Source organism: Psychromonas sp. SR45-3 (assembly GCF_014163575.1).
Lineage (GTDB): Bacteria > Pseudomonadota > Gammaproteobacteria > Enterobacterales > Psychromonadaceae > Psychromonas > Psychromonas arctica.
Map to the genome: position 1 here is coordinate 1 of NZ_JACJDP010000001.1, position 12,762 is coordinate 12,762.

At 41.2% G+C, this 12,762-nt stretch carries 12 protein-coding genes; 8 read left to right on the forward strand and 4 right to left on the reverse strand.

The window, feature by feature from the left end; all coding sequences use genetic code 11:
* Positions 1-73: 73 nt before the first annotated feature.
* From H5084_RS00005 to iolC, 3 genes are all read right to left on the reverse strand, one after another.
* Positions 74-835 carry a sulfite exporter TauE/SafE family protein gene (locus tag H5084_RS00005; protein ID WP_182689123.1) on the reverse strand — a complete coding sequence of 254 codons (762 nt, stop codon included), beginning with the start codon at positions 833-835 and terminating at the stop codon, positions 74-76.
* Between the two features lie 116 nt (positions 836-951).
* Positions 952-2,460 carry a CoA-acylating methylmalonate-semialdehyde dehydrogenase gene (locus tag H5084_RS00010; RefSeq protein ID WP_182689124.1) on the reverse strand — a complete coding sequence of 503 codons (1,509 nt, stop codon included), beginning with the start codon at positions 2,458-2,460 and terminating at the stop codon, positions 952-954.
* Positions 2,461-2,559: 99 nt separating this feature from the next.
* Positions 2,560-4,494 (reverse strand): bifunctional 5-dehydro-2-deoxygluconokinase/5-dehydro-2-deoxyphosphogluconate aldolase, encoded by a 1,935-nt coding sequence (iolC, locus tag H5084_RS00015; RefSeq protein WP_182689125.1) that lies wholly within the window; start codon positions 4,492-4,494, stop codon positions 2,560-2,562.
* 457 nt (positions 4,495-4,951) lie between these two features.
* On the opposite strand from iolC, the gene H5084_RS00020 reads away from it, so the two are divergent.
* Complete coding sequence (locus tag H5084_RS00020) at positions 4,952-5,779, forward strand: MurR/RpiR family transcriptional regulator (RefSeq protein ID WP_182689126.1); 828 nt, start codon at positions 4,952-4,954, stop codon at positions 5,777-5,779.
* A 68-nt stretch (positions 5,780-5,847) separates the two neighbouring features.
* Here H5084_RS00020 and H5084_RS00025 read toward each other — a convergent pair whose 3' ends face one another.
* Positions 5,848-6,264 (reverse strand): group II truncated hemoglobin, encoded by a 417-nt coding sequence (locus tag H5084_RS00025; protein ID WP_182689127.1) that lies wholly within the window; start codon positions 6,262-6,264, stop codon positions 5,848-5,850.
* Between the two features lie 405 nt (positions 6,265-6,669).
* Between H5084_RS00025 and H5084_RS00030 the strand changes: the two genes are divergently transcribed.
* From H5084_RS00030 to H5084_RS00060, 7 genes are all read left to right on the forward strand, one after another.
* Positions 6,670-7,461, forward strand: coding sequence for a transporter substrate-binding domain-containing protein (locus tag H5084_RS00030; RefSeq protein ID WP_182689128.1), 792 nt, complete (start codon positions 6,670-6,672; stop codon positions 7,459-7,461).
* A gap of 15 nt (positions 7,462-7,476) precedes the next feature.
* Positions 7,477-8,145, forward strand: coding sequence for an amino acid ABC transporter permease (locus H5084_RS00035; RefSeq protein ID WP_182689129.1), 669 nt, complete (start codon positions 7,477-7,479; stop codon positions 8,143-8,145).
* A gap of 12 nt (positions 8,146-8,157) precedes the next feature.
* Entirely contained in the window at positions 8,158-8,808 is a 651-nt protein-coding gene (locus H5084_RS00040) for an amino acid ABC transporter permease (protein WP_182689130.1), read from the forward strand.
* Positions 8,795-9,523 carry an amino acid ABC transporter ATP-binding protein gene (locus H5084_RS00045; protein ID WP_028868819.1) on the forward strand — a complete coding sequence of 243 codons (729 nt, stop codon included), beginning with the start codon at positions 8,795-8,797 and terminating at the stop codon, positions 9,521-9,523. Before H5084_RS00040 ends, H5084_RS00045 begins: the two co-directional genes overlap by 14 nt.
* Positions 9,524-9,571: 48 nt before the next feature.
* Positions 9,572-10,390 (forward strand): MurR/RpiR family transcriptional regulator, encoded by an 819-nt coding sequence (locus H5084_RS00050; protein ID WP_182689131.1) that lies wholly within the window; start codon positions 9,572-9,574, stop codon positions 10,388-10,390.
* A gap of 39 nt (positions 10,391-10,429) precedes the next feature.
* The gene (locus H5084_RS00055; protein ID WP_220485854.1) at positions 10,430-11,434 is read left to right on the forward strand and encodes a bile acid:sodium symporter family protein; all 1,005 of its coding nucleotides are present in this window, start codon (positions 10,430-10,432) and stop codon (positions 11,432-11,434) included.
* Positions 11,435-11,526: 92 nt separating this feature from the next.
* The gene (locus H5084_RS00060; protein ID WP_182689132.1) at positions 11,527-12,762 is read left to right on the forward strand and encodes an amidase; all 1,236 of its coding nucleotides are present in this window, start codon (positions 11,527-11,529) and stop codon (positions 12,760-12,762) included.

A 12,762-nucleotide genomic window follows, 5' to 3' on the forward strand; every position in this document is an offset into this window, starting at 1 on the left:
GTTAGATGTTAGATGTTAGATGTGAATGTTGAATGTTGAATGTTGAATGTTTAGTACGCAACAGTGATGTGTATTAACCAGGCAACAGCCAATGGTGCCCTCCATCCCAAAATAATTTACAGCCAGAAAGAAACAAGAATAGATAACATAACCGATACACTAAAGCTTGGCTGGTTCTGTGTAGCAACATAATCCCCACCTTCACCCCCACCGGCCCTAGCGGCATTAAAACTAAAGACGTCATTAAATTGGTGGAATCAAACTCGCCTAATAACGAGTACGGAATTAATTTAAATAGATTGATGATGGCAAATAACACCGCCATGCTAGCAACCAACACCACTTTATTTAACTGCAGCGGTAATAGGTAAATACTCGCAGGGCCGCCTCCAGCATGTAGCGCGGTACTAGAAAATCCACTCATCATGCTCCAGAACCAAGCACTAATGAGCCCTCCTTGATGTTGGTTTTGGCCACCTTTAATTAAATATTGTAAGCAAAATAATAATGATAAACCGCCAATCACCACTTTTAAACCAGGCTCAGAAATTACACTCAAAAACATGCCTGCGATTGCAACACCAATAATTGCCCCCGGTAGCATTCGCTTTAACACCACATAATCAGCATGGCGGTAATGTTGTTTAACAGCAAAAAAATCCATCAAACATAAGATAGGCAATAAAATAGCGGCAGCTTGCGTCGGTGCAATCGTGATTGCCATTAAAGGCACTGCGATGATCCCAAGCGCTCCGCCTAATCCACCTTTGCCGATCCCATAAATAAAAACAGCAGGGATCGCAGTGGCGTAAAACCAAGGGTCTGTGACGATCATCGGCGAGTTACCTTATGAGTGACATAAATGATAAAAACAGTATATTCAGCAAAAACAAAAACAGCGCTTAGGTGATTTTTCCTAGCGCTGTTTGTTATTAGTCATCAATTAAGTATTTACATAGTAGGCATTGCAAAGCTGCTTTGATGCTCTTCTAAACGAACGCTAGTAGGCCAACGACTAGTTACTGTTTTCATACGAGTATAAAAACGAACGCCATCACTGCCATGCACATTCAACGGACCAAATACTGAACGCTTCCACCCACCAAAACTATGAAATGCCATCGGTACAGGAATTGGCACATTGATACCAACCATGCCGGCTAATACATTTTCACTAAACTCACGTGCAGTTTCCCCATCACGCGTGAAAATAGCCGTGCCGTTACCGTATTCATTACGATTAATCAGATCCAATGCAGTTTGATAATTTGGCACTCTCACTATCGCTAATACAGGGCCAAAGATCTCTTCTTGATAAATAGTCATCTCTGGAGATACGTTATCAAACAGTGTTGGCCCAACAAAATAGCCCGCTTCATGCCCTTTAATCAAAACATCACGACCATCTACTAACAATGAAGCCCCTTGTTTTTCACCGGCACTAATAAAGTCACAAATTTTGGCTTTATGCTGTGCCGTCACCACCGGTCCCATATCATTTTCAGGTCCATCAACAATGCCAGGTCCAACACGCATCGCTTGAATTTGTATTTTTAGCTTATCAATAAGTTGATCCGCTGTTTCATCCCCCACAGCAACCACTACAGATAATGCCATGCAGCGTTCACCGGCTGAGCCATAAGCCGCGCCCATAATGGCATTAGTGGCCATATCAAGGTCAGCATCTGGCATCAATAAACAATGATTTTTAGCCCCTCCCAATGCTTGGCAACGTTTACCATGTGCAGAAGCCGTACTATAAATGTATTCCGCAATAGGCGTTGAACCAACAAAGCTAACGGCTTGTACACGATGATCCGTTAATAACACATCCACCGCTTGTTTATCACCGTTTACCACATTAAACACACCGTCAGGTAACCCAGCTTGGGTTAATAGCTCAGCTAACTGTAATGCTAAAGAGGGATCTTTTTCTGAGGGTTTTAATACAAAGGTATTACCCGTTGCTAAGGCAATAGGAAACATCCACATCGGTACCATCGCCGGGAAATTAAAAGGAGTAATGCCGACACAAACACCAAGCGGTTGCATCAATGAATGGCTATCTACTCCTGTACCGACATTGGCAGAATGTTCGCCTTTTTGTAGGTGCGGAATGCCACAGGCATATTCAACCACTTCTAAGCCACGTGTAACTTCACCCATTGCATCGGAAAATACTTTACCGTGCTCACTAGAAATCAAACGGGCTAGTTGTTCTCTATTCGCTTCTAATAATGCCTTAAATGCAAACATCACTCGTGCACGTTTAAGCGGAGAGGTTTTAGCCCAAGCTGGAAAAGCTTGCTCTGCTGCACTGATTGCTGCGGTTGTTTCCGCTTCATCACTAAGCACAACTTGCTTTGTTTGCTCCCCTGTTGCAGGGTTAAAAACAGGTGAAAAACGTTGGCTATGACTGGCACTAACCTGACCGTTAATAAAGTTTTGAATGGTTTCCATGAACAATTTCCTTAAAGACTAACGAGTAATAATTTACAAGCTCAATATCAATAATGATTATCTAGATTAAGCTTATTAACTGAACCACTAACAATTTGCTTAGGCAGCGCTATCATCAACATTTGCTGCACTACGTTGTTGCCAAGATTGAATAATGGTGTGGTAATTATTTTTAATTTGTTTGATTAACGTACTGTCATCGATATCTTTTGCTAACCATGCTCGTGAAGGTTCGGAAAAAATGGTGCGCCCTACGGCAAAACCTTTCACCCACGGACACGTTGAAGCAATATCAAACCCTGCTTTTAATTGCGCAGCGGGTGCATCTAACCCTAACAAGACAACACCACGACAATGTGCATCATTTGCTTCAATCAAAGTACTCACTCGTTGCCATGAGGCTTTGCTTAATGGGGGGAGCTTCCACCAATCTGGCTTGACACCTAACTGATAAAAATCAGCGAGTAACTGCACATAATGAGCATCGTCCTGCGGCATATCTTTTGGCAAGATCACCTCTAACAGTAATTCATGCCCAGACAGGCAACAGGCGTTATAGACTTCTTGTACTGTTTGCTGCTGTATTTGTTGCATCTCAGCGGAGTCATCTGGATGACAGAAAACTAAACACTTCACCACATGCTCAAGAGGCCAAGTAGTTAACTGCGATCCTATATTGCCGTGCTCTAGTGCTAATGGACGCGAACCCGGTAACTCTATTGGACGACCAATCCAACAATCGCTGCCGGTTGCATTATTGAGAACGGTTTGTCCAAAACGGCTATCAGATAAAATGCCCGCTTTGCCCGCTAAGCCTGCTTCTTTAGCGACTTCTTGGCTGGCTTTAAAGATTAAGTCTTTTAATACGGGAATACGCCCCAGCTCAGCGCCAAACTCTTCCGCCATATCGACTAATTGGCTACGATGATCAAATGCTAAAACACATAATTCATGCCACTGTTTTCTGCGCGTAGTGACGCGGTGCAAATGATTTAACTCAGGGTCTAAATCGGGGCGAGGCACATCTTCCGCTCGTCTTAAATAATTATCTAACTCTGCTTTAGATGGCATTGCCGGCGCGCAGCCATGACGTGAAACTACTAAAGCACCACAGGCATTAGCGTAAGCACAGGCTTTTTCCCAACCTTCATTATTTAAGTAGCCGCGCAATAAACCTGACATAAAGGCATCGCCTGCACCCAGCACGTTTAAAACATCAACGCGCACACCTTGAATGGTGATCCCTTGGTCTAACGAGTCTGGAATAATGTCAGTAAAAACAGAGCAACCTAATGGCCCACGTTTACACACTAATTCAGCTTGGCTAACATTGCGCACAGCACGTAACGCGGCGATCGTATCGGTAGATCCACCAGCAATATGAAACTCCTCTTCGGTCCCCACAATTAAATCAAACAAATGCAGCACATCTTGTAATTGCTCGGTTACCGCTTGCGAGGCAATAAAGCGAGTTTCACCATCACCTAAAGAAGTTAGTCCCCATAAAATAGGACGATAATCGATATCTAATGCGGTTTTCACCCCATGACGGCGAGCATATTTTAATGCTGTTAATACAGCTTCTCGGGTTTGAGGATTGGATAAGTGTGTTCCAGTAATTGCCAAGCAGCGAGCAGATGCAATATATTCTTCGCTAACATCTTCCGCGGTGATCGCCATATCGGCACAGTTATCACGATAAAAAATAAGCGGGAAGGTTTCAGTATCTTTAATGCCTAATACAACTAATGCAGTTAAACGCTCTTTATCGGTAATTAAATGGCTAGTATCTACACCAACAGCCTCTAACTCTTCTTTTAAAAATCGTCCCATATGCTCGTCACCAACACGCGCAAGCATTGAAGACTTTAACCCCTGGCGAGCGGTTCCATAAGCAACATTGCCGGATGAGCCACCTAAGTATTTTGAAAATGACCCCATATCTTCAAGGCGCGCACCAATTTGCTGCCCATAGAGGTCGACCGCAACACGGCCCATACAAATCAGGTCTAGTTTCTTGTTTTTAGCTTGCATTATGTGGTGCTCCATTATTTGACGACCCTTCAAATCGATAACTCATTGCTGATCTACAACACGTTTAGCATTGTCAGTTAACAGTCGATAGCCCTGTGTTAATCATCAAAAAAGTGTTCTTTTCTTAACCATGAAGCCATACTATGAAATAAACGTTTCACTTTCAAGAAAAATGAAAACTTTATTTCATTTTTAGTAAGGTAAGTGTGATGAGCATTTCAATAATCGATATTAAATATAAAAACAAACCAAAATAAACGCAGTAATAACAAGGCTTACAAGTAATTTCAACATCAACAACAAAAATGAATTATTTATTTCATAACATGTAAATATTGAAATAATATATTCATCTATTAGGTAGTTCGGCTAACTATCCCTATAATTGCGCAGAGTAATTTGTCTCGATGAAATAAATATTCGCAAAATAAATGAATGTGAAATAAAGGAAAGTAAGATGCCGGTAGCCACTAATATTGCACAACTACAACAGCAAATTCGTACTCGCTACGGTGATTTAAGCAAACGGCTACAACAAGTCGCCTCTTATGTATTAGAGAACAACAATAGCTTAGCTTTTGATACGATTGCAGTGATAGCAACTCAAGCTGGCGTGCCTCCTTCAACCTTGATCCGCTTTGCTAAAGCCTTTGAATTCAGTGGGTTTAATGAAATAAAACAATTATTCAGAAGGGATTTAATTGAAGAAACCGCCAGCTATACGGATCGTGCACGATTACTAAAAGAGCATGAACCCGAACAAGCAGGACGTGGTAAACCGTTACATATTTTACAGCAATTTGCGCAAGTTAATTCACAGGCAATGCATCAACTCGCGACACAAACATCACAACAACAATTAGAACTGGCCGTCGATATATTAAATAAAGCTGACAATATCTATATTGTTGGTTTAAGGCGCTCATTTAGTATCGCTACTTATTTAACCTATGCATTACGCCACGCGGAACGTCGAGCCTTCTTGATTGATGGATTAGGTGGCATGTTTAATGAGCAGTTTTCTATGGTAGGGGCAAACGATGTGGTGCTGTCGATCAGCTTTAGTCCCTATGCAGCTGAGACCGTGACTTTAAGTGAAGCCGCCGTAAAAGCGGGCGCGAAGCAAATCATTATCACCGACAGTCAAGCTAGCCCGTTAGCGCAATTTAGCGATGTGTGTTTTGTGGTTAATGAAGGTAAAGTGGATGCTTTCAGATCCCAATCTGCATCCCTGTGTTTAGTACAATCACTGGCCGTTGCATTAGCTTTTAATGATGAACAATGAGTAGAAGACACCTGTTAATAAAAATACCGGTGTCTTTTATTGATCAATAAAGTAAACAGGACTTTCGACTAGCCTCGACCGCAGGCCATTCGTATTCTGGCTGCAGGTATCGATAACTGCTCTAATAAATAAACTTTAAAAGCGGCTTCATAAGGTTGTTGATCAATCGCTTTTTCCATACATAAAAGCCAAGCATTACTTTCTTCTACGCCAACAGATAAATGCTGATGCGCTGCCGGAATATTAATGCTGCCATAATGTTCAGCATATAATTTGGGGCCCCCCAGCCAACCCGACAAAAAGTACGCGAGCTTTTTCTTTGACTCAAAAAGGTCACTACTGTGCATCGACCTTACTTTTTTTGCTTCAGGAAAGTTATCCATATTGATATAAAAATCGTCAACCAGTTTAGAAATACCCGCTAACTTCCCTGCCATAGTGTATGAGTTATCACCTACACCATATTCCATACTAGAATCCATCATAAACTGAAACCTATTGCGCTACTTAGTATTAATATATCGCTGATAATAACCTACTTTAACGCTAATTTAATTATCCATCCGCGCCTTTATTGATCCAAAATAAATTGCTCATTAATAGCGTAACAATTAATACACATCATGCAAAAATGTCTCCCCTGCTCTACTGATACCTAGTTATGGGGCTTTCTACGGTGATTTTTATTCTTCTGCTTCGCCCTAATGCAGTGCATCAGTTGCACCAACACGGGAAGGGTTAAGCTAACAAAACATTTACCTCAAGCTCCAATATAACGTAAGCAACTGTTTTAGTTGAAATTAAAATAGAAAATTAAAATGGCACAATCGTTGCAAAATACAAACAAAAAGTTCCGATCGTTTCATTTAAAATATATATGGAGATACAATATGAAATTTTTAAAGGTTTTATCTAGCTTAGTTTTATCCACCTCTTTACTGTTTTCAGCACAAGCAGTGCAGGCAGATAAATTAGCAGATATTAAAAAATCGTCAGTACTTAGAGTGGCAGTGCCTCAAGATTTCCCTCCTTTTGGTTCTGTTGGAACCGATTTACAACCACAGGGGTACGATATTGATATGGCTAAGTACCTTGCCAAAGAATTAAACGTAAAACTGGAATTAATCCCCGTTACCAGTGCAAACCGTATCCCTTATTTACAAACGGGTAAAGTTGACCTAGTTATTTCAAGTATGGGCAAAAACCCTGCACGTGAAAAAGTGGTCGATTTCAGTGAAGCTTACGCACCCTTTTTCCTAGGTGTATTTGGAACCGCTGACGAGCAAGTGAGCAGTGCAGAAGATCTTGCTGGTAAAACAATTGGTGTAACACGTGGCTCAGTAGAAGATCTTGAGTTAAGTAAGTTAACTCCTAAAGACACTGTCATTAAACGATTTGAAGACAATAACAGTACTTTGTCTGCTTTTTTATCTGGCCAAGTTAGCTTAATCGCAACGGGTAATTTAGTGGTTACTGAGATTGCAACGCGTTACCCAGACAAAGCCCCACAAACTAAATTTTTATTACAAAACTCTCCTTGTTATGTCGGTGTTATGAAAGGCGAACAAGCATTGCTTGATAGCGTTAACCGTTTAATTAAAGCCGCTAAGCAAAATGATGTATTAGAAGGACTTTCACAAAAATGGTTAAAAGCGCCATTCCCTGCAGACCTTAAGTCATAAGTTGGAATAAAGACGATGAGCTATCAACTGGATTTTTCAGGTTTAGTTCCTTACTTGCCGCAATTTGCGGCAGGTTTATGGACCACTATAGAACTCACTGTTATCTCAACACTAGGAGGGTTGTTATTAGGTACTCTTTGCGCACAAGGTCGCATCAGTAAAGATGCATGGTTACGAAGGAGTTGTTCCTGCTATATCGAAATTATTCGTAACACTCCGTTTATTGTGCAGTTATTTTTTATCTTTTTTGGTTTACCTGCGTTAGGGCTCAAGCTTTCAGCTTGGCAAGCCGGCATGTTAGCGATGGTCATCAATCTAGGCGCTTATAGTGCAGAAATAATTCGAGCGGGTATTGATGCAGCACCAAAGGGGCAATGGGAAGCAGGTCAAACACTTGGTTTAACAAGACGTCAGGTTTTCTGGCATATTATTTTGCCACCTGCTTACCAACGTGTTTATCCAGCGTTAGTCAGTCAATGTATTATCGTCATGCTTGGCTCAGCCGTGGTTTCGCAAATATCCGTTGAGGAATTAACCTTTTCAGCCAACTTTGTGCAATCACGTAGCTTTTTAAGCTTTGAATCTTACATGGTGGCCGCATTGGTTTATTTACTCTTAGCAATATTAATGCGTCAGACATTTGCATTAATAAAGCATTTCGCTTTTAAAAACCCGTCTCTGTAGGAGGACTTTAAAATGGTACAGTTTACTGATTGGGATATTTTAAAAAACCTGCTACTGGCAGCACGTTGGACAATTTTATTGTCATTATTAGCGTTTGCAGGTGGTGGTCTATTTGGTTTGATCCTAACCCTATTACGCAGTATGCGTAGCCAAGTCATCACTCGAATTATTCAGACTTACGTAGAAATATTCCAAGGGATTCCATTGCTGATGCAATTGTTTTTAACTTTCTTTGGCTTGTCGTTAATTGGTATTGAAGTGGATGCTTGGTCTGCCGCAGTGATTTCTTTAACCCTGTTTAGCAGTGCCTTTTTTCATGATATTTGGCGAGGATGTATTGAAGCATTACCAAAAGGTCAATGGGAAGCCTGTCGCACACTAGGATTAACTTATTTACAAACCATGCGTCACGTTATTGTACCGCAAGCGATGCGCATGTCGATCGCACCTACCGTGGGCTTTTCTGTGCAAATCGTCAAAGGCACGGCACTGGCTTCAGTGATTGGTTTCGTTGAGCTAACTAAAGCAGGCACCATGATCAATAACGCTGTTTTTCAACCCTTTAAAGTATTTGCAATGGTCGCGGTGTTGTACTTCCTTATCTGTTTCCCACTTTCTGTTTTAGCTCGCCATTTGGAGAAAAAAAATCATGTCGCTCGTTAGTTTAGATCAAGTCCATAAATACTATGGCGAAAACCACGTATTGAAAGGTGTTGACCTTAAAGTCGAAGCTGGTGAAGTTGTTTCTATCATTGGTCGCAGTGGTTCCGGTAAAAGCACCCTCTTACGCTGTATGAATGGGTTAGAAGAATACCAAAAAGGTGCAGTTATTGTTGATAATCAGTCGGTTGAAAATGATGATTACAAACTTCGTTTACTAAGCCGAAGCGTGGGCATGGTATTTCAAAACTTTAACCTTTTTCCCCATATGACAGTAGGTGAGAACGTCATGCTAGCCACTAAGCTAGTGATGAAAAAGTCTTCTGCAGACAGTGAAATTTTAGCCAAAGAGCTATTGGAAAAAGTCGGACTAGCGGATAAATTTTCAGCTTACCCTGGCAATTTATCCGGTGGCCAACAACAGCGTGTTGCTATTGCACGCTCACTAGCTATGTCACCAAAAGTTTTATTATGTGATGAAATAACCTCTGCATTAGACCCTGAACTCGTAGGTGAAGTGCTAAAAGTATTAGAAAAACTTAAACAAGAAGGCATGACATTAATACTGGTGACACATGAAATGAACTTTGCACGCGATGTTGGCGATAGAGTGGTATTTATGAATCAAGGGCGAGTATGGGAGACAGGTCAAAGTGATGAAGTATTTTCTAACCCTCAAACCGAAGAACTACAAAGTTTTCTTGCGGCTGTGAGATGATAATAGAATACTTTCAACAGCCTGCATTAGCCTAGCAAGGAACAATAAATGACTAATAACAGCAACTCATTGATTGAGCGTATTACTAAGCATTACCCAGACCTGACTCAAAATAGTCGTCGCTTAGCCGACTATTTACTGCTTAATCCAGAAAAAGTACTGATCATGTCAACGAATGACATTGCTGAAGTCTGCGCCGTTTCTAAAACCAGTGTCAGTCGTTTTATTCGTCGCTTAGGTTATGCGGATCACCTTTCATTACGTAATGAGTTACTAGCAGTACGTGAAAGCGGCCAACCGGTATTAACCAATGCCTTAAATAACTGCGATTTTCACCAAGAGATTCAAGCCTTAGAGCGCTTACGAGAGCAACTTAAAAGCGTTGATATGGAAGCTATTATTAAACACTTAGCAGAAGCAAAACGTATAAAAATAATTGGTTATCGTAACAGTTACCCGTTAGCGTTGCACTTTCGACAACAGCTTATGCAGTGTCGTCGCCATGTTGAGTTATTACCTTTACCGGGACAGACCATTGGTGAAGATTTAGCGGCGATTGAAGAAGACGACTTTGTCATTGTGATTGGTATTCGCCGTCGTGTTAGCCACTTTGCAAAAATGATTGAGCAACTACAAGCACATCAATGTTTATTGATCACCGATCAATCTGGACAAAAATATGCACAAAGCACCACCCACACACTGATTTGCCATATGAATAATGAAACGCCTTTAGATAGCTATGCGGTTCCCATGAGCTTAATTTCTCATTTGGTTAATAACACCTATCAGTTATTAAAGGGTGAAGCGACTAAAGTGAGCAGTAAAATAAGTGTTAATTATTCCAAGCTCAATGAGTTAGAGTAAATATTAAATTAAATAATCAGCCGTAAGAGTAATGATCAAATGATAAATGTTATAAATAAACTTAAAAAAGAGTGGTTTTTAGTGGGTATGGTGATCGCCATTGCGTTAGCCACAATAACCCCTGAGCTGGGTAAGTCAGGGGGATTAATTCATCTTGATAAACTTACCGGTATCGGTGTCGCGATTGTCTTCTTTTTACATGGCTTAGGTCTTTCCCCTTCTGCGATTAAAGCCGGTGTGAGCAACTGGCGTATGCACATTTACATTCAAGCTGCGACGTTTATTGCTTACCCACTACTTTGGATTATTTTTGGCGATTTATTATTGGCTTATATGCCAGCAGCATTAGCTTTTGGTTTCTGCTACTTATTCGTTTTGCCAAGCACTATATCTTCTTCTGTAGCCATGACCAGTGTTGGTAAAGGTAATGTTCCAGGGGCAATTTTTAATGCTTCATTGTCTAGCATTCTAGGTATTGTGATCACACCTCTTTTAATTCAAGCATTCATGGGCTTTGAGGGTGTTGAGCTTGATTTAGTCGCCTCTATTACCTCGATTGCTAAGTTACTGCTGTTACCAATGATACTAGGGCAATTAGCGAGGCCTTTTTTATTAAAATTTGCGGAAAGACATAAATCAGTAGTGAGTAAGGTTGATAAATACGTTATTTTATTAATCGTTTATAACGCTTTTTGTGACTCTGTTGCGAACGGTATTTGGAGCTCATTCTCAATGCAAATGTTGATCACCTCGATTGCCATTTGTGCAGTGGTATTACTGTGTATGGTTCACCTTATTCAATGGGGAGCTCGCCGTTGTCAATTTCAATTAGCCGATGAAGTAGCGGCGGTATTTTGTGGTACTAAAAAAACACTCGCAGCGGGTATTCCAATGGCGACCGTTATTTTTGGCAGCAATCCCGACTTAGGCATGATCCTATTACCTATCATGCTCTATCACCCGATTCAGATTTTCTACTGCGCAATATTAGCTAGCCGTTATGCCACTCAAAGTGAACAAGTTAAAACGGCCTCTTCACACTAAGTGTTAAGTAGCTTTAAAGGTAACTTTAAAGCTATCAGAAGTAAAAATAACGGTAGTAAAAATAAGAAGGTTAAACAGGGAGTACGTTAAACATGGATCATCTAACAACTAAAGACGCAAGTGTGTACTGTACACAAGGACCCGATAATTTAGCGGCAACGGCTGACGGTGAGCTAAGTGGTTTAACCTTCGTGTTTAAAGACCTATTCGATGTTCAAGGTTATGTCACAGGAGCAGGTAATCCGGCGTGGTTAGCAAGCCATCAACCAGCGCAGCAAAGCGCTAGTCTTATTGAGTGCTTATTAGCCAATGGTGCAAGTTGTGTTGGCCGCGTGCAAACCGATGAACTTGCTTACAGTTTAAACGGGCAAAATATTCATTATGGTACCCCCGTTAATCCGCTTGCACCAAACTGCTTACCGGGAGGATCTTCAAGTGGTAGTGCGGTGGCCGTTGCAAAGGGTGAAGCTGATTTCTCAATCGGCACAGACACCGGCGGTTCAGTGCGCGTTCCTGCCAGTTATTGTGGCCTATTTGGTTTACGCCCAACACTCGGGAAAGTGAGTTTAGATAATGCTTTTCAATTATCAAAAAGCTTTGATACAGCAGGTATTTTCAGCCAAGACTTAAACAAACTAGCGAGTGTTTTTTCATTATTAGGTGCTTCAACACAACCGGTAACTGATCTCAAAAAGCCAGCAATTGCTTCAAAAAAGCAAGGGCAAGTTGCACAAAACTTGTACCTAGATAAAACATTGCAGCAACAATTCAGTGCGCAAAGATTGAGTGTATTAAGCCGTTGGTGCCAGCAATCGAATATCACGCTGTTAAGCTGTGACCTATTAGCCGATACAGAGCAAACCCTGGATAAACTAAGTCTATTATTCCGCACCATTCAAGGTTTTGAAATAATTGAGGAACACGAAGCTTGGTTAACAAAACACGGTGACTCCTTAGATCCTTCCATTCTGCAACGTGTGGTTTGGGCACGGACTATTACACCTCAACAATATCGTGAAGCTAAAGCACAACAGCACAATTTTAAACAACAATTACTTAGCCAGTTTAAAGATATGCAGGGTTTATGGGTGATACCTACCACCCCATCAGGCCCACCGGCGTTGACCATGGAAGGTGAAGCACTGGCTGAGTACCGTTCGCAATTAATGGGATTAACCAGCATTGCAGGTTTAGCCGGTTTTCCACAGTTACATCTACCGATACAAAATTTACAAGAAGGCCCCTGCGGATTTTCATTGATGGGTATCGATAACCAGGAAGAAGATCTGATCAAGACGGGTCTTAGCTTATGGCAAGGAGAGCAATAA